Here is a 16,453-nt window from a genome sequence, read left to right on the forward strand (position 1 = left end):
CCAGTAATAAGTCCTTTCTCTGACTTCTTCATCACCGCCTACCGATTCCAAGGCGACTGATCGACCACAGAAAAATCTTCTCTCCCTACATACTTTCTCCAAGTACCGGGATCTCCATATCCGTCCCGAAAGGTCACTTCCAACTCGTACTTTTCACCGTTGCGAAGACGGCGTAAAGGCCCGAAATAGTGCATTAACAGATACGCATCCTTGATAAGCACTTCATGCTTTTCTCCGGGTTTCAGTGTAATGAAACTCAAGAAACGTCCTCGCTCAATGCAATACCTAGGATAATATGCTGCTGCTTTTTCCCTTTTCCCCTTTGTCAGTTTCTTAAAAATCTCTATGGAAATATGCGGGCCATCATCCTTCAGAGGATAGAAGTCGTCGAAAAGACGCACAGGCTTTTCTCCCTTGTTGGCGAACACCAGCTTGAAGTCCGGAAAAGCCGCTCTCGCATCGAACTGGGTCTTTTCCATCACCACGGAGCATTCCACTCCGTTGTCGGCCATGTCTCCTCATGCGACTGTATGGAAGAACAAGCTTGCCAAAAGTCCTAAATACCGGAAGATTTTTTTTTGGACTTATATATTTAATTAGCCAAAGTCTTTCTAAATCAAAACTTAGAATATGCTCCCTTCCCCGGAAGGAAGGAAGCCAGTTAATTCACCACCTAAGGGGATTAAAAGTTCCAACTGAACCCAATTTCTACAGCATGAAATGGGTCCAATCCTTTGAAAGAAAACATTTCATATCCGATTTTAAAATCAGTTTTTTCTCCAATAGCGAAGGAAAAACCTGCGGAAAGGGCATAGGTGAATGCTGTTCCTGAAGTAGAAGCAAGGACTCCTGAAGAACTGCCAGTCGCTACCCCTCCGGGGGTGGAAACTGCATAGGATGAAGAACCTCTAATTTCCGCATAGCTCCAAGCAATTCCCGCTTTGCCACCAAGGTAAAAGCTGGCTTTTTCAGACAAAGGCAGATTCAATGTATAACCTGCCAAAACAGGCACGATTTCACGGAAGCATTTGAATCCCATATACGTATGTTCTCCTCCCATATACCCGGAAGTCAAAGATAACGTATGATATACGCTTCCTGAATCAATGTTGGAATGGATATCTAGAAGGCCGCCAAATTGGTTCGGTTCACCTTCTTCTGTCGCCCATGCATGCATTCCAGTAAGGCTAACTCCAAAAGTGGAATCGTATTTCTGGAAATAGGAAGAACTATAATTCCCTCCTGCCCAATAATACTCCCAAGGATTGTTGGATGCTTGAGCCGAAAAAGCACAGGTTAATAGACCTAATATACAGGTTATAAATAAGTTTCTCTTCATGGTGATTATAGTGAATATGAATTATTACGGCGTTGTATTCCTCAGTAGTTGAGAGCGGACCAGCTTGACCAATATCAGTTGCTCAATCAGAGCTGGAATAGAAATCCGTTCCTTGATGCTCTTCTTGCAAAGCCACTCGTAAGCCTGTGCGGATAATTCCGGCAGAACTATCAAATTGCCCTGTTCTTCTTTGGCTATGATATTAGTCATATGCGCTCCTATGAGCGTATATATTATATCGTATGACGGATTGTCCAGAAAGAATTGCAGGATGAAGAGATTATTTTTCGACAAAATCGCTCACATGGCAGAAAATGACGGTATGGAAAAAGCTCCAGTTGTGTCTCTTGAGCAATTAAGAAAATGGATGAAAGGGAATGCCGTTTCCCGGAGCGCGTTAGCAAAAGCTCTTGACATACAAAGGTCTACTGTTGATAACTGGTTTTCCAGCAAAAGAAATTCCATCCCTAGCCATTTCCATGCCATTTTGCACCGCATTATAGCGGGTGAGCGACTTTCCCCAACGGAAATGAAGTCTCAATTGGTGGTTCCTTTAAGCAGCCATATTCTAAATCTGGCTATGCGAGAGGCCGTTAGAGCGAATATGAAGATAGAGGACTGGATTGCTCAGGCTATAGAAGAAAACGCTTCCCAAAATGCCAGTGGCAGTACAAAACGGGGCGAATAGTAGGCCATTGAAAACTTTGGCTGCTTAAGTATATAAGTTCCTAAATTTTTCTTCATTCGGGAAGTACTCCCTATTTTTCCAGACGGGCCTTGAAACCGCGCAGCCTCAGGGAGTTGAACACCACGCACAGGGAGCTCAAGCTCATGGCTCCGGCGGCAATCATGGGATTCAACGTCAGGCCGAAGGCCGGATACAGGCACCCGGCGGCCAGCGGAATGCCGATGATGTTGTAAAAGAAAGCCCAGAACAGGTTCTGCCTGATGATGTGCAGGGTGGAACGGCCCAGTTGGAGGGCTTCCGCCACGCCCACGGGATTGTTCTTCATCAACACAATGTCGGAAGATTCCATAGCCAGTTCCGTTCCCGACTTCATGGAGATGCCCACCCGGGCGCAGGCCAGCGCCGGGGCGTCGTTCACGCCGTCCCCCACCATCGCCACCTTGTCGCCCTTCTCCTCCATCTTCATGACGTGGGAAGCCTTTTCATCCGGAAGCACGTCGGAAATCATTTCATCAATATGCAGTTCCCCGGCCATGTGCCGCGCCGTAGCGGCGTTGTCTCCCGTCAGCATGACCACGCGCAGGTTCATCCGCTTCAGGTTGTCCACGGCGGCGCGGCTGTCCGGCTTCAGGGTATCCGCCACCATGATCACTCCGGCGGGACGGCCTTCCCTGCCGACATACAGGGGGGACGCGCCCTGCCGCATGAATTCCCTCAAGCGGCCTTCCTCCTCCTTCCAGGAGATGCCCCTGTCCTGCATAAAGCCGAGATTGCCTACCACATAAGGCACGCCGTCCACCACTCCGGCAATGCCGCGCCCCGGAACAACGGACAAATCCGCCACCGCGCGAACGGGAAGTTCCAGCAGCCTGGCATGCTCATAAACGGCCTTCCCCACCGGATGTTCCGACCCCTGTTCCAGGGATGCCGTCATCTCCACCAGTTCATCCGCATTGATGCCCTGTTCCGGCAGAACGGCCACCACCCTGGGTTCCCCCTCCGTGAGGGTGCCCGTCTTGTCAAAAACGACGGTATCCACCCGGCTCAAGGCCTCCAGGGCGCCGGCGGACTTGCACAAAATGCCCAGGCGCGCGCCCCGGCCCGTACCCACCATGATGGCAATCGGGGTGGCCAGCCCCAGAACGCAGGGACAGGAAATCACCAGCACCGCAATTGCCCTGGCAAGGGCAAAGGAAAATCCCTCCCCGGCCATCAGCCATCCAACCAACGCCACCAGGGCAATGGCCATCACCGCTGGGACAAAGAAATAACACACCCGGTCCGCCAGCCGGGCAATGGGAGCCTTGGACTGGCTGGCCTGCTCCACCAGGCGGATCATGCGGGCCAACGTGGAATCCCCGCCCACCCTCTCCGCGCGTACCTTGAGATACCCGGCCCGGTTGAACGTGCCGCTGATCACCCGGTCCCCGGCCGTTTTGTCCACAGGCAGGCTTTCCCCCGTCAGGTCGGATTCATCCAGGGCGGCCTGCCCTTCTTCTATCATACCGTCCACCGGAATCCTCTGCCCGGTTTTCACTACAATCAAGTTCCCGGCCTGAAGTTCCTCCAGCGGAACGGCACGTTCCGCTCCGTCATGCCATACCAGGGCTTCCCGGGGAACCAGCTTCACCAGCCCTTTCACGGCGGCGTTCGTCTTCCGGTAAGAGCGGCGTTCAAGGTACTTGCCCAGGGAAATCAGCGTGACGATCATGGCTGCGGACTCAAAGTACAGCTCCATTCCGTCCACGTCGGCGCCCTGCCACACCCCTGCAACCAAAAGATACAGCCCGTACAGGAAGGCGGCGCCGGAACCGATGGCAATCAGGGAATCCATATTGGGAGACAGCGCGACAAGCTGGCGTACCCCGTTGATTAAATAACGCCGGTTCAGCCACAAAACCGCACCCGCCAGAATGCACTGCGCCCATAAATTCATCCAAAGGCCCCAGGTCCCTCCCGGGACGGGCCAATGCCACATGGGCCCCATGGACAGGTACATCAGCGGAACAAGCAGCAGGACGGACCAGACGAGGCGAGCCCCGCCGTTTTCCTCTCGCCTTTCCTCTTCCTCCGGGCCGGAAAACGGTTCTTCCCTCCATTCCGAGAGGTGGAAGCCGGCTTTCTCCACAACGGCCGCAATCCGGCCCCTGGCGGGAGAATCATGTTCCTGAAAGACAACGGTCATGCGCCCCGTCAGCAAATTCAACTCCACGCGCTCCACCCCCTCCAATTCTTCCACGGCGTGCTCCACCTTGGCCGCACACCCGGCGCAATGCATGCCGGAAACCAGATAATTCTTTTCTTCCATGGTCGTTAAAATCGGGCGTTTCATTTTCCGGGGCCAAATAAAAGCCCCATGGTGTTAGACAGAGCTAACACATCAATTCCGTTTCTCAAGACGCTTCCGCGGCTTCACCCCTTTTCAATAAAAAATGACAAAAAAACGCCCCCTGCGCCGTATGAAGAAAAAACACCTTTATTCTTTTCTCATGAACGCTTCCTCCTTTTTCCGGATGCTGGCCTGCACGGCTCTTCTCGCCTCCCCCCTCCACGCCCAGCTTTACACCCTTCATGGAGACGGCGTCAAAAAAGCCGAGCGGGTAGTGGAAAAAGCGGGTTATTCCGATTATGAACTCGTCTGGCACGACGAATTCGACAAGGACGGCCGTCCGGACCCCTCCAAGTGGAACTACGAACTCGGGTTCGTCCGCAACAAGGAAGCGCAATGGTACCAGCCGGAAAACGCCCGGTGCCAGGACGGGATGCTGATTATTGAAGGCAAAAAGGAAAAACACGCCAACCCCCATTATAATCCGAAGGGAAAGAGCTGGCAGACGACGCGGAAGGAAGCGGAATACACCTCCGCCTCCCTCACCACGCGCGGCAAATGCTCCTGGCTGTACGGACGGTTTGAAATCCGGGCCAGATTCAGCCCGCGGGAGGGAATGTGGCCTGCCTTCTGGACCATGGGCGTCAAGGAAGGCTGGCCCATGTGCGGGGAAATAGACATCATGGAATACTACCAGTCCACCTACCTGGCCAACCTCTGCTGGGCCTCCGCCAAAAAGCATGTGGGCAAATGGAGCACCACCTACACGCCTCTCCAATGGCTCCAGGAAAGGCATGCGGACTGGGCGGACAGCTTCCACATTTTCCGCATGGACTGGGATGAAAAGGAAGTGCGCCTGTACGCGGACGACATCCTGCTGAACAGGACGCCCCTGGACAACACCGTGAACGCCGTTTACAAGGAAGTCGCCAACCCCTTCCGTCAGCCTCATTTTATCATCCTGAACCTGGCCCTGGGCGCCACCGGCGGCGATCTGAACAAGCTGCCCCTTCCGCAGAAGTATGAAATAGACTATGTCCGCATTTACCAGAAAAAGGATTCCCCCCACAAGGGAACCATCCCGTACCAGCCGGAAAAGAAGCTTGAACCCCGCGGAAAACAGTAACAGGGCAGGAAAAATCCTTTCTCCCTCGCCGGACTATGGCCTTCGTGCCGTTTTCCGGCGATAGCGCGGAAGGGATGAGGGAAAGCCTCTCCTTGCAGCCGCCTTTTATTCAGCGGCCTTCCCTTTGAGAACCAGGAGAATGTGTTCCGCCATGAGGGCGTGCCCCTCCGCGTTGGGATGCACGCCGTCCACCAGCAGATTGTCCTTGTCTTTCATGACCTTGTTCAGGTCGATCACCTTGGATTTGGTGCTTCTGGCCACCTGCCGGATGAGCGGAATGACTTCCCCGGCGATGCATTCCCTGCTGATGCCCCCTTCCCTGGCCTCCTGGGACGGGATGGGCAGCAGGCAGTACACCTTCAATTTGGGATTCTGCTTCCGGAACTCCGCGATGATCTCCTTGTAATTGCCGGCAAAATCATCCTTGTGGATCCAATTCTGCTTTTTGCTGTCATTGGTGCCCATGCCGATCAGCAGCACGTCAGGCTTGAATGCCAGTGCGTCCCGGTAGGCCTTTTCCCGCGTGATGGGGCGGTCCCCCTTGAACAGCAGGCAACGGGCCGATACGCCAAAGTTCCCTACTTCCGCCTTCTTGCCCAGGGTTGCGGCAATCCGGGAGACCCAGCAGTCTTCCTTCCTGACCCCCATGCCGGCGGTAATGCTGTCCCCCAGACAGGCCAGTTTCACTGCGGCAGCTCCTTCCACCGGGAGAAAAGCGGCCAGCATGCCTATCCACAACAAGACAATAAATTTTTTCATGGAATATAACATCATCTGATGAAAATGACCTACTGGAAGCGAATCCGAATGTAAAGCCCGCTCTGCTTACGGGGTTCTGGTCTTTTTCCGGAACGTGTCCGCATGAAAAAGCCCCGCCCGGTTTTTCCGGACAGGGCTTTTCAAACGGGAAAATGGAACGTTCAGTTCACACGGCCCAGATAGGAACCGTCTTCCGTCTTCACGGAGATCTTTTCACCGGGCTTGATGAAGAGGGGGACCTGCACCACCAGGCCGGTGGTCATCGTGGCGGACTTGTACACGTTGTTCGCGCTGTCGCCTTTGACGCCTTCAGGGGCTTCCGCCACTTCCATGGTGATGGCGGCGGGGAGTTCCACGGAAACAACCGTCTCATCCGTGAAAAGCAGGATGTAGATATTGCCTTCCATCAGGTAATCCTTGACGGGTTCCACGATGTCGGGAGACACGGTGATGTCTTCGTACGTATCGGGGTTCATGAAGTGGTAGCCCATGCCGTCAATGTAGCTGAACTCATATTCCTCACGGGCGAGGTTCACGCCTTCCAGGGATTCATTGGAAGTCAGGCGAAGGTTATACACCTTCTTGGTGGAAATGCTGCGGATGCTCATTTGCACATAAGAAGCCATGCGGGGGGGGCACTTGTGCTCCATGCTGACTACGACGCAAACGTCATTGTTATGATTAACCGCGTGTCCCTTGCGAAGATTGATTACGGGTACTTTTGCCATGCGGCCCGTACCATACCACGTTTTCCCTTCCCGTCAAGCTGAAAAAACCCGCCAAGCCCTTGATGCGCTTGGAGAAAACGCCTTTATCCGTGTGGAGTAAAACGGGGGAAAACCTCTCTTCCTCACCGGCTGAGGTCCTGCTGGAACAGGACCTTGATGCCGCTGGAATTCAGCACGGTACGCCCGAAGTTGAGGTCGTCCACATGGAGCGCGACCAGGGAACCCTGCCTCCTGCATGGCAGAAGGGGGTACAGGAAGTTGACGTTCATTTCCGCGGCATACAGTACATCCAGGCATTTCTTGAGATCAGCGGGGCCATGGGGGAGAACCGCCACCAGAACCTCGGATTCCGTGTAGCAGACGCCCTTTTCCAGAAAGATTTCGGACGTCCGTTCCGGATCGCTGACGATCAGGCGCGCAATGGTCGCCTCATGGCAGTCATGCATGCTGAACCCCAGGCAGAAAATACCGTGCATGTCCAGCAGGCCGAGGAGGGCGGATAACGCCCCCACCCGGTTCTGGAGCATGATGGAATATTGCCTTATCGCATTGCCGGGAGCTTTGATGGATTCATCCTTCATGACAATAAAGCAAAAGGGGATTGGGTTACACTATTTGACGTATGTCTTAAGCACGCGCTTGATGATGGCAAGCGCCTGCTGAACTTCTTCTTCACTTACAGTCAGCGGAGGCAGCAGACGGACGGTTTCCGGCCCGGCGGGAACGGAAAGCAGGCCTTCCTGCCGCAGGGCTTCCACCACCACGGAGGCAATCGTCTTGCCTTCCGGCGCTTCCACCATCTCCGGGTTCAGGCCGATGCCCAGAAGAAGCCCCAGGCCGCGCACGCCCTGAATCACGGGCAGATTCCAGGATTCTATTTCCGCGCGGATTTCCGCTCCCAGCCGCCGCGCCCTTTCCGGAAGGTCCTGGGAAATGACTTCACGCAGCACGGCCAGCCCGACGGCAGTGCCGAGCGGATTGCCGCCATACGTGGAGCCATGGGAGCCGGGGTCCATGATGGAGGCAAGCTCCGTGCCCTGGTCATCGATGGCGCGGTCGGAAATCCAGAAACCGCCGATCGGGAAGCCGCCCCCCATCGCCTTGGCCCAGGAAACACCGTCCGGTTCCACCTCCGGAGCAACGGCGCGCCACCCCATGATGTTGCCACAGCGGCCGAAGCCGCACTGCACTTCATCCATCAGCAGCAGGAGATCATGCTCCCGGCACAATTGGACCAGGCCGCGCAGGAATTCCGGGGTCACGCAGTTGACGCCGCCTTCACCCTGGATGGTTTCCAGCATAAAAGCTACGGTTTCCGGCCGGATGGCTTCACGGGCCGTTTCCAGGTCATTGAAAGGCAAATGGCGGAACCCCGGCAGCATGGGGTCAAAGCCGATCTTGATTTTGTCCTGCCCCGTGGCGGACATGCTGCCCAGCGTTCTTCCGTGGAAGGATTTGTTGAACGTAAGCACTTCATACCGCGGCTTGCCGTCCGGCTGGGGCTTCCGGTGCCCGTAACGGCGCGCCACCTTGATCAGGCCGTCGTTGGATTCCGCGCCGCTGTTGGCAAAAAAGACCTTTCCCGGCCGCTCCACACACCGGGTCACGATGAATTCCGCCAGATCCGCCTGCTGGGGAATCTGGTACAGGTTGGAGCAGTGCACCAGCGTGGCCGCCTGCTTCTGCAGGGCCTGCGTTACCACGGGATGGCAGTGCCCCAGCACGCAGGTGGCGATGCCGGCACAGAAGTCCAGATAGCACTTTCCCGCGCTGTCCCACAGGCGGGAGCCTTCTCCGCGAACGGCAGCCATGGGATAACGGCCATAAGTATGAAGTACGTACTGGTTAAGTTTTTCTTCTGTGTTCATAAGTTAAAGGGATACGGGTGTAGTTTGCTCTTCTGGCTTCGTCTGTAAATGATTTTTTTGGGAGGCACGTCATGATTCTCACATTTTATCCCGCAGGGCAGTCCCATCTCTATTCGGCGGCATTCCATTTTTCTTTTCTTTTATCATTTTGCCGTCAGAATGAATCAGAACCCAGCATCAATCCATTATGGCACATTTTTTCAATCCCAAAGGTTTTCTGGAGGAATTCAAGGCTTTCGCGCTGAAGGGAAACGTCATTGACCTGGCAGTGGCCGTCGTCATCGGCGGCGCGTTCAACAAGATCGTTTCCGTTTTCGTTTCCAGCATCATCACCCCCATCATCGGCTACCTCACCTCCGGAGTGAACCTGGCCTTCCTGACCCTGAAGCTGGGGGACGTGGAATTGAAATACGGAGAACTGCTCCAGGCAACCATTGACTTCATCATCATTGCCTTCTCCATCTTTGTAGCCATCAAGCTGATCGGCGTGATGAGGCGCAAGAGCGAAGAAACGCCGGCCGCCCCTGCGCCCAAACCGGATAACGTTGTCCTGCTGGAACAGATCCGGGACATCCTGCAAAAACAGGCGGACGCCAAATAAGCCGGACAACCCCGTTCACGCCGGTTCCTCCACGGAACCGGCACATTTTTCCTCTTTACTTGTTCCCTTACGGGCGGGAAAGTAGGCAGCATGATTTCCCTGCTGCGCCCGCTGGCCTGTATCCTGCTGCTTGCTCCGTCCCTGCTTCCGGCGGCGGACTCCCAGCGCTTCGTTCTGGAACGTCCCCATCAAGTGACGGAAATCCCGGAGCCGGACCGGAACATCCCCGTCACCAGCGTGATCCTGATGATCGGGGACGGCATGGGCCTTCACCACCTTTCCGCGGCATGGACGGCCAACCGCGGCCATCTGTTCATGGAAAACTGCCCGGTGACGGGCATTGCCAAAACATGGTGCGCGGATAAGCTGGTCACGGATTCCGCCGCCGCGGGCACCGCCATGGCCACGGGAACCAAGACTCTCTACAAGAGGGTGGCCGTATGTCCCCAAGGCAGCAAGCTGGATTCCCTGGTGGACAAGGCGGCGGGCATGGGCAAATCCACCGGCGTCATCGTCACCTGCGAGCTGAATGACGCCACCCCGGCCTCCTTCTGCGCCAACAATAAAAACAGGTCTGATTCCTACGGCATCATCGGGGATTATCCCCATTCCCGCGCCGACTTCATTTTTGGAGGCGGCGGCAAGTATTTTACGCAAAGGCCGGACGGCAGGGACATGTTCAGGGAAATGGCGGCGCAGGGCTACCACGTAGCCCGCAGCTGGGAGGACGCCGCCGCGCTGCCGCCCGGGAAAACGCTCATCGTCGCCGCTCCCGGGAATCTGCCCCCTCCTTCTGCACGGGGAGACGTTCTCCGCCAGGCCACGCTGAAGGGATTGGAGAACCTTTCCCGGAATCCCAACGGTTTTTTCCTGATGGTGGAAGGCTCCAACATCGACAAGGCCGCCCACCGCAACAAGCTGGAAGAAATGATGGAGGAACTCCTTGATTTTGACCGGACTGCCGGCGCCGTGCTGGACTGGGCTTCACGCCATCCCGGCACCCTCGTCGTCATTACGGCGGACCACAATACGGGAGCGTTTGCCCTTACGGGAGGCGACCGGGAGAAGGGAGAAATAACCGCCCAATTCGGTTCCGGCAATCATGACGGCGTCATGGTGCCCGTTTACGCCTTTGGGGCGGGAAGCGGCGCATTCACCGGAATTTACGAAAATACGGACATCTTCCGCAAGATCATGGAAGCCATGGAAAAAGGGACTTCCCAACCTGCGCCCGCGCACCGGGGCTCCTGACCCTTCCCTTCCGTTTGCCCCTGGCCGGTTATGCCCCGGCCCTCCGCGGCCCATCCATATGCCGCGCCACCAGCCCGGCCCCGGCGGTAGCCAGGCCGCCTATCAGGAACACCGCCTGCGGACCGCCCGTGTTCATCCAGATCACGCCGCCCAGCACGCCGTAAGTGATGGAAGCCACATGATTAATGGCCAGTCCGGTATAAATGCTTGGCGTGATGTCCTCCGGCTTCTCGCAGATGCGGGCCACGTAAGTGCTGCGCGCCATGCCCAGGGCGAACAGCAGGTTATCCAGCACAAAACAGGCCGTCACCACTCCCACGGCCCAGTGCAGAGGCAGCAGCTCCGGCGCAAAGGCATACGCCAGGCACAGGAGGGACAGCGCGATGCTATCGAAAATCGTCACCTTCCTTTCCCCGTACCGCTTGATGCTCCAGCCGATAAGAGGCTGCGTGACCAGCCCGATAATGCCGGCAATTAGCAGGGTTTTCCCGATATACCCCGGCGGCTGGCCCAGGGTGCTGACCATCAGCCAGAAGCCAAAGGTCAGGTACAGCTGCTTGCGGATGCCGTGCAGAATTTCCAGCCCGTAGTAAACGGCGTACCTGCGCTTGAAGACGAAGCACTGCCGCCAACCCCGCCGCTGCGGAAATACAGGCGTTTTCACACGGCTCAGGAATAGGAACGCCAGCAGGCACACACCTCCCGTAACGAAAAAATCCACGGCAAAGGACTGGTTGAACTTCCACTTGATCCAGACGCACAACGCGCCCAGCAGAGCGGCGGCCGTTCCCAGCGCCTTCATCTGGCCCAGCCGCAGACTACGGTTTTCCGGACGCGCCGTATGAATGACAATGGTATCAATCATGCCCATCAGGATATGCTGCCCCAGGCTTACCGTCAGAATCCATGCGGACAGCACCCACAGGCTGGTTCCGGCGCTGCACAGGGCCAGCGCATACATTCCTCCGAACATCAACAGGCACGCCACCCCCGCCATGCGCACCTCATTGAACATGAAAAACAGGCTGACCACAAACAGGGACAGGATGCCCGGCAGTTCCCGGGGAAGTTCAATCAACCCGCGCATTTCCACGTCCAGATGCTGGGCGTCACGCAGAAAATTGCTGAAAATCAAATCATACACGCCACTTCCAAACTGGCCCAGAAAGAGAGCCAGCAGCACGAACACCATGGTCTTCCTGATAGGAGGGGAAGCGGCATCAGTCATAGCGCGGGGATACTCTCACAGGAACGCAGGCGGGGCAACCGCTATTTTTACGGGCAGGCTTTTCCTTCCTTAAGGGAAAAAACGGTTCCCGGACAGAATTTTTTTGGAAAATACCACGTACTTACGCTATGATTTCCAAACATCTTCTTTCTGCCATGGCTTTCAGCTTATCCTCTTTCTGCTGGGGCGCTCCATCCGCTCCGGTTCTGGAAACGCCCCATATCATTCCCCGCCCCGCCGCCATGCACGTCAAAACCGGGGAAGCCGGGTTTTCCCTGAAAGACGGCATCAGGCTGCCGGAGGCAAATCCCCTTTCCAAACAGGCGGAACGGATTTTACGCGATAACGGAATCAAGACGGAGCTGGTTGAAACCGGGGCGGACGTCGTTTTTACGGAAGATGCCACCCTGGGCAGGGAAGGCTACCGCGTGGCCGTAGCGCCGGGATCCATTTCCATTGCTTCCGGCTCCCTGAACGGTGGCCTGTACGCCCTTCAAAGCCTTGTGCAGAGCATCGCCAGCGACCAGAACGGCGTACCCGCCCTTCCCCGGCTGAACGTGGAAGATCAGCCCCGCTTCGCATGGCGCGGCCTGATGATGGACAGCTGCCGTCACATGATGCCCGTGCGGGACATCAAGAAGATCCTGGACCTGATGGAAAGGTACAAATTCAACACCCTGCACTGGCATCTGACGGATGACCAGGGCTGGAGGCTCCCCGTTCCCAAGTACCCCAGGCTCACCACCATCGGCGCCACCCGGGCGCAATCCCCCGTCATCGGCAACCGCAACGAGGCGGACGGCACTCCCTATTCCGGCCATTACACTGCGGACGAAATACGGGAGGTGGTCCAATATGCCGGGGACCGGGGCATTACCATCATTCCGGAAGTGGAACTGCCGGGCCATGCTTCCGCCGCCATCGCCTCCTATCCGGAACTGGGCAACACGGACATCCCGGGCTTTGCGCCCAAAGTACAGGAAACCTGGGGCGTGCACCCCTATACGTTCGCTCCCACGGAAAAAACCTTCCGCTTTCTGGAAGACGTGATTGACGAAGTGTGCCGCCTGTTCCCGGACAGTCCCTATATCCACATCGGAGGGGATGAAGCGCCCAAGGACCAGTGGAAGCAGTCCCCCGCGGCGCAGCAGGTCATGAAGGACAACGGCCTTGCCAATGAGCACGAACTCCAGAGCTATTTCATCCGGCGCGTGGAAAAAATAATCAACAGCCACGGCAAGAGGCTTATCGGCTGGGATGAAATCCAGGAAGGGGGCCTCTCCCCCACCGCCACCATGATGGTCTGGCGGAGCTGGATGCCGGACAGCGCCCGGCATGCGCTGGAACAGGGCAATGACGTGGTGATGACGCCCAACAGCCACCTGTACTTTGATTATGACCAGGGCCCCGGCAAACCTTCCACGCCGGAATATGAAACCATCAACAATGACAACCTGACCTGGCAGCGCGTCTACGCGCTGGAACCCATCCCGCACGGCACGCCCAGGGAACGGGAAAAACAGGTGCTGGGCTGCCAGGCGAATATCTGGACCGAATACATCCCGAACCTGCCTAAATGGGAGTACCACGTTTTCCCCCGTGCCCTGGCATTGGCGGAAGTCGCCTGGACACCGCGGGAACTGAAAAATGAGAAGGATTTCCAAAAGCGCCTTACCCGCCAGCTCCCCTATCTGGACGCCCGGCGCGTCAATTACAAGCGCCCGGACAACGGGGCTCCCGCGCAACCGGAAGCCGTCATCACCCGGAAGCGCCGGTAAATACTGGCAGGAGCGTCCTTCCGGAGGCCGCATTATGGGCTAGCCAACCTTCGCGAAAACCATTACATTGGCGGCATTATGAATTTGGAACTGCTTCGTCAGATTTGCGTGACTCCGGGCGCTCCGGGGTTTGAAGACAAAATCCGTGATTTCATCATTCAGGAAGTGGCCCCGCTGGTGGACGCCGTGCGCGTGGACAACATGGGCAGCGTGATTGCCATTGTGGAAGGCAAGGATACGGAAAAAACCATGATGGCCGCCGCCCACATGGATGAAATCGGCTTCATGGTCCGTCATATCGACGACAAGGGGTTTATCAAATTCCTGCCCCTGGGCGGCTTTGACGCCAAGACGCTGACGGCCCAGCGCGTCATCGTTCACGGCAAAAAAGACCTTATTGGCGTCATGGGCGTCAAGCCCATTCACGTGATGTCCCCTGCGGAACGCACCAAGCTGCCGGAAGTGACCGATTTCTTCATCGACCTGGGCATGAGCAAGGAGGAAGTGGAAAAATACGTTTCCGTGGGCGACTCCGTCACCCGCGAACGGGACCTGGTGGAAATGGGAAACTGCGTGAACGTCAAGTCCCTGGACAACCGCGCCGGATGCTACGTACTGGTTGAAGCCCTCCGTGCCATCAAGGCTTCCAAAAAGAAGCCCTCCTGCAACTTCGTGGCCGCATTCACCGTCCAGGAGGAAGTGGGGCTGAGAGGCGCCCAGGCCGGCACGCTGGACATCCAGCCGGATTTCTCCATCGCCCTGGACGTCACCATCGCCTGTGACATTCCCGGCACGCCGGCCCATGACCAGGTTTCCCAGCTGGGCGGAGGAGCCGCCATCAAGCTGTATGACGGTTCCGTCATTGCGGACCGCCGCATGGTGAAATTCATGAAGGCCATGGCGGACGCCCACAAGATCAAATGGCAGACGGAAATGCTGCCGGCGGGCGGCACGGATGCCGGCGCCATGCAGAAATTCGTTCCGGGCGGCTCTATTGCAGGCGCCATCTCCGTTCCCACCCGCAATGTGCACCAGGTGATTGAAATGGCGAACAAGGATGACCTGGACGCCTCCGTAGCGCTCCTGACCGCCTGCGCCATGAACGTGGACAAATGGGACTGGTCCTGGAACTCCGTCAATGAATGCCCTGTGGAAAAACCCGCCAAGGCATCCAAAGCGGCAGCCAAGCCGGCCAAAGCCGCCGCCAAGAAGAAAAAGGCCAAATAAAAAGCCTCAATATTTCTTCACCACCATCTCGCAGGCCGCACCGGAAACGGAGGCGGCCTGCCTGTTGTTGAATGCTTCAAGCGTTCCGCAATACGCCGGGTACACCGTTGCCGTGTCCCGGCAGGAAAGGCCGCAGTAACCTGCGACGCTCCCCGGAGTTTTTTTCAGGACAATCCGGGCATAAAAAATCCTCCGGCATCCAGAGAATGCCGGAGGAGAATCAATTCTGAAAAAGAAAGTTACTTGGCGGCGGGAGCGGGAGCTTCCTTCGGGGCCGGAGCAGGAGCGGGAGCCGGGGCGGCGTCCACTTCCACTTCTTCTTCCTCCACTTCAACGCCTTCTTCCGGGCCGGAAGCTCCGGTCTGTTTCATGGCGTCCTTCAGAGCCTGGCTTCCAAAGAAGTCGGCCTGCTGCAAACGCTGCATATCGGTCATCATGCCCATGAAAATGGGCAGGAGTTCAGCCTGGCGCGCCTGCATGGCGGCATCCATTTCAGCCTGGACCTTCTGGGCGCTCTTGGAAAGGGCTTCACCCTTTTCATTGATCTTGGCCATCTTTTCAGCGGCCGCGTCTGCGGTGGCCTTGTCCTTCACCGTGCTGAGCGTGGCGGACATTTCCTTCATCAAAGCCAGCATCTGGTCAGCGGCTTCCTTCGCTTCCTTGGAAACTTCAGTGGCCGGCGCAGCGGGCGCGGCAGGGGTTTCAGCGGCGGGGGCGGGTGCCGGAGCCGGGGCATCCTGAGCGGAAGCCATACCTGCAAATGCCAGGGCACATGCCGAACTAATTGTTACAATGCTCTTCATAACGTTTCCCTTGTACAGGTTCACCATGCACGCGTCAATGACTCATTGTGTAACGAATCCCCGTGATGCCGCAGAAAGAGGAATTTGCCTTTTTTCTTCCCTGGAAGGATTTTTTCAGTTGCATCTTTTTAGAATTATTATAAATTATCTCCCGATGACTAAAACCATAGAAAACTTGAAAGCCGCCATTACGGGCGAAAGCACCGCCTCCGCCACTTACGCGGCCTATGCCGCCAAAGCCGCCCAGGAAGGGCAGCCCCTCATTCAGAAATTGTTTGAAGCCGCTTCCAAGGCTGAATCCGTACACGCCGCCAACCATAACAAGGTGCTGGAAAAACTGGGAGCCACCATGGACCCCATTGACATCCAGATTCACGTGGGAACCACCGCGGAAAACCTGAAAGCCGCCATTGCCGGAGAAACCCATGAATTTGAAAGCATGTATCCGGAATTCATCGCCGTGGCGGAAGAAGAAGGCCAGAAGGCCGCCGTCCGTTCCTTCACGTGGGCCACGGAAGCGGAAAAGGAACATGCCGATTTTTATTCCGCCGCCCTCCAGGCGCTGGAAAGCGGAGACACCAGCGCGCTGCCCAAGCAGTACTGGATCTGCCTGGTTTGCGGGGATACCTTCAAATCCCTGGAAGGCGTGGACGCCTGCCCCCTCTGCGGGACCAAGGCTGAAAAATTCCTCGTCATTGGATAAACTCCGCCTGAGCACCGGAGGCCAG

Annotated in this window: 17 protein-coding genes; 7 read left to right on the forward strand and 10 right to left on the reverse strand. The window is 56.6% G+C overall.

Annotated features, from left to right (window positions below; genetic code table 11):
* Window positions 1-38 precede the first annotated feature (38 nt).
* From LIO64_RS00605 to LIO64_RS00615, 3 genes are all read right to left on the reverse strand, one after another.
* Window positions 39-512 (reverse strand): hypothetical protein, encoded by a 474-nt coding sequence (locus LIO64_RS00605; protein WP_290547515.1) that lies wholly within the window; start codon window positions 510-512, stop codon window positions 39-41.
* A gap of 170 nt (window positions 513-682) precedes the next feature.
* The gene (locus LIO64_RS00610) at window positions 683-1,339 is read right to left on the reverse strand and encodes an outer membrane beta-barrel protein (protein WP_290547516.1); all 657 of its coding nucleotides are present in this window, start codon (window positions 1,337-1,339) and stop codon (window positions 683-685) included.
* Between the two features lie 24 nt (window positions 1,340-1,363).
* Window positions 1,364-1,549 (reverse strand): hypothetical protein, encoded by a 186-nt coding sequence (locus LIO64_RS00615; protein WP_290547517.1) that lies wholly within the window; start codon window positions 1,547-1,549, stop codon window positions 1,364-1,366.
* A gap of 61 nt (window positions 1,550-1,610) precedes the next feature.
* Here LIO64_RS00615 and LIO64_RS00620 point away from each other — a divergent pair, with 61 nt between their 5' ends.
* The gene (locus LIO64_RS00620) at window positions 1,611-2,027 is read left to right on the forward strand and encodes a hypothetical protein (protein ID WP_290547518.1); all 417 of its coding nucleotides are present in this window, start codon (window positions 1,611-1,613) and stop codon (window positions 2,025-2,027) included.
* 70 nt (window positions 2,028-2,097) lie between these two features.
* Here LIO64_RS00620 and LIO64_RS00625 read toward each other — a convergent pair whose 3' ends face one another.
* Window positions 2,098-4,335 (reverse strand): heavy metal translocating P-type ATPase, encoded by a 2,238-nt coding sequence (locus LIO64_RS00625; protein ID WP_290547519.1) that lies wholly within the window; start codon window positions 4,333-4,335, stop codon window positions 2,098-2,100.
* A 181-nt stretch (window positions 4,336-4,516) separates the two neighbouring features.
* Here LIO64_RS00625 and LIO64_RS00630 point away from each other — a divergent pair, with 181 nt between their 5' ends.
* On the forward strand, window positions 4,517-5,482 hold the full coding sequence (locus LIO64_RS00630; RefSeq protein WP_290547520.1) for a glycoside hydrolase family 16 protein: 966 nt from the start codon (window positions 4,517-4,519) through the stop codon (window positions 5,480-5,482).
* 105 nt (window positions 5,483-5,587) lie between these two features.
* Here the strand turns inward: LIO64_RS00630 and LIO64_RS00635 are convergent, their stop codons facing one another.
* The 4 genes from LIO64_RS00635 to LIO64_RS00650 all read right to left on the reverse strand — a co-directional run bounded on the left by LIO64_RS00635 (window position 5,588) and on the right by LIO64_RS00650 (window position 8,837).
* Window positions 5,588-6,241 (reverse strand): GDSL-type esterase/lipase family protein, encoded by a 654-nt coding sequence (locus LIO64_RS00635; RefSeq protein WP_290547521.1) that lies wholly within the window; start codon window positions 6,239-6,241, stop codon window positions 5,588-5,590.
* Between the two features lie 161 nt (window positions 6,242-6,402).
* Entirely contained in the window at window positions 6,403-6,969 is a 567-nt protein-coding gene (gene efp, locus LIO64_RS00640; protein ID WP_022396830.1) for an elongation factor P, read from the reverse strand.
* Between the two features lie 122 nt (window positions 6,970-7,091).
* Window positions 7,092-7,550 (reverse strand): hypothetical protein, encoded by a 459-nt coding sequence (locus tag LIO64_RS00645; protein ID WP_290547522.1) that lies wholly within the window; start codon window positions 7,548-7,550, stop codon window positions 7,092-7,094.
* Window positions 7,551-7,580: 30 nt separating this feature from the next.
* Complete coding sequence (locus LIO64_RS00650) at window positions 7,581-8,837, reverse strand: acetylornithine transaminase (protein ID WP_290547523.1); 1,257 nt, start codon at window positions 8,835-8,837, stop codon at window positions 7,581-7,583.
* Window positions 8,838-9,024: 187 nt separating this feature from the next.
* Here LIO64_RS00650 and mscL point away from each other — a divergent pair, with 187 nt between their 5' ends.
* Both mscL and LIO64_RS00660 read left to right on the forward strand, forming a co-directional pair.
* Entirely contained in the window at window positions 9,025-9,438 is a 414-nt protein-coding gene (gene mscL / locus LIO64_RS00655) for a large conductance mechanosensitive channel protein MscL (RefSeq protein ID WP_290547524.1), read from the forward strand.
* A 90-nt stretch (window positions 9,439-9,528) separates the two neighbouring features.
* Complete coding sequence (locus LIO64_RS00660; protein ID WP_290547525.1) at window positions 9,529-10,689, forward strand: alkaline phosphatase; 1,161 nt, start codon at window positions 9,529-9,531, stop codon at window positions 10,687-10,689.
* A 28-nt stretch (window positions 10,690-10,717) separates the two neighbouring features.
* Here LIO64_RS00660 and LIO64_RS00665 read toward each other — a convergent pair whose 3' ends face one another.
* Window positions 10,718-11,917, reverse strand: a complete 1,200-nt coding sequence (locus LIO64_RS00665) for an MFS transporter (protein WP_290547526.1) — start codon at window positions 11,915-11,917, stop codon at window positions 10,718-10,720.
* A gap of 155 nt (window positions 11,918-12,072) precedes the next feature.
* Between LIO64_RS00665 and LIO64_RS00670 the strand changes: the two genes are divergently transcribed.
* Window positions 12,073-13,695: a beta-N-acetylhexosaminidase gene (locus tag LIO64_RS00670; RefSeq protein ID WP_290547527.1), complete on the forward strand. Its 1,623-nt coding sequence runs from the start codon at window positions 12,073-12,075 to the stop codon at window positions 13,693-13,695.
* Between the two features lie 78 nt (window positions 13,696-13,773).
* A complete protein-coding gene (locus LIO64_RS00675; RefSeq protein WP_290547528.1) occupies window positions 13,774-14,922 on the forward strand; it encodes a M42 family metallopeptidase in 1,149 nt (382 codons plus the stop codon).
* A gap of 239 nt (window positions 14,923-15,161) precedes the next feature.
* Here the strand turns inward: LIO64_RS00675 and LIO64_RS00680 are convergent, their stop codons facing one another.
* Window positions 15,162-15,674: a hypothetical protein gene (locus tag LIO64_RS00680; protein WP_290547529.1), complete on the reverse strand. Its 513-nt coding sequence runs from the start codon at window positions 15,672-15,674 to the stop codon at window positions 15,162-15,164.
* Window positions 15,675-15,879: 205 nt separating this feature from the next.
* Between LIO64_RS00680 and LIO64_RS00685 the strand changes: the two genes are divergently transcribed.
* Window positions 15,880-16,428, forward strand: coding sequence for a ferritin family protein (locus LIO64_RS00685; protein ID WP_290547530.1), 549 nt, complete (start codon window positions 15,880-15,882; stop codon window positions 16,426-16,428).
* The last annotated feature ends 25 nt before the right edge of the window (window positions 16,429-16,453 follow it).

It is taken from the genome of Akkermansia sp. (assembly GCF_020860705.1).
GTDB lineage: Bacteria > Verrucomicrobiota > Verrucomicrobiia > Verrucomicrobiales > Akkermansiaceae > Akkermansia.

Coding starts and splice junctions, on each gene's coding strand:
- LIO64_RS00675 (WP_290547528.1), top strand. CDS start 13,774: ATGAATTTGGAACTGCTTCGTCAGATTTGCGTGACTCCGGGCGCTCCG.
- mscL (WP_290547524.1), top strand. CDS start 9,025: ATGGCACATTTTTTCAATCCCAAAGGTTTTCTGGAGGAATTCAAGGCT.
- LIO64_RS00625 (WP_290547519.1), bottom strand. CDS start 4,335: ATGGAAGAAAAGAATTATCTGGTTTCCGGCATGCATTGCGCCGGGTGT.
- efp (WP_022396830.1), bottom strand. CDS start 6,969: ATGGCAAAAGTACCCGTAATCAATCTTCGCAAGGGACACGCGGTTAAT.
- LIO64_RS00650 (WP_290547523.1), bottom strand. CDS start 8,837: ATGAACACAGAAGAAAAACTTAACCAGTACGTACTTCATACTTATGGC.
- LIO64_RS00665 (WP_290547526.1), bottom strand. CDS start 11,917: ATGACTGATGCCGCTTCCCCTCCTATCAGGAAGACCATGGTGTTCGTG.
- LIO64_RS00685 (WP_290547530.1), top strand. CDS start 15,880: ATGACTAAAACCATAGAAAACTTGAAAGCCGCCATTACGGGCGAAAGC.
- LIO64_RS00610 (WP_290547516.1), bottom strand. CDS start 1,339: ATGAAGAGAAACTTATTTATAACCTGTATATTAGGTCTATTAACCTGT.
- LIO64_RS00630 (WP_290547520.1), top strand. CDS start 4,517: ATGAACGCTTCCTCCTTTTTCCGGATGCTGGCCTGCACGGCTCTTCTC.
- LIO64_RS00680 (WP_290547529.1), bottom strand. CDS start 15,674: ATGGCTTCCGCTCAGGATGCCCCGGCTCCGGCACCCGCCCCCGCCGCT.
- LIO64_RS00660 (WP_290547525.1), top strand. CDS start 9,529: ATGATTTCCCTGCTGCGCCCGCTGGCCTGTATCCTGCTGCTTGCTCCG.
- LIO64_RS00670 (WP_290547527.1), top strand. CDS start 12,073: ATGGCTTTCAGCTTATCCTCTTTCTGCTGGGGCGCTCCATCCGCTCCG.
- LIO64_RS00605 (WP_290547515.1), bottom strand. CDS start 512: ATGGCCGACAACGGAGTGGAATGCTCCGTGGTGATGGAAAAGACCCAG.
- LIO64_RS00635 (WP_290547521.1), bottom strand. CDS start 6,241: ATGAAAAAATTTATTGTCTTGTTGTGGATAGGCATGCTGGCCGCTTTT.
- LIO64_RS00620 (WP_290547518.1), top strand. CDS start 1,611: ATGAAGAGATTATTTTTCGACAAAATCGCTCACATGGCAGAAAATGAC.
- LIO64_RS00615 (WP_290547517.1), bottom strand. CDS start 1,549: ATGACTAATATCATAGCCAAAGAAGAACAGGGCAATTTGATAGTTCTG.
- LIO64_RS00645 (WP_290547522.1), bottom strand. CDS start 7,550: ATGAAGGATGAATCCATCAAAGCTCCCGGCAATGCGATAAGGCAATAT.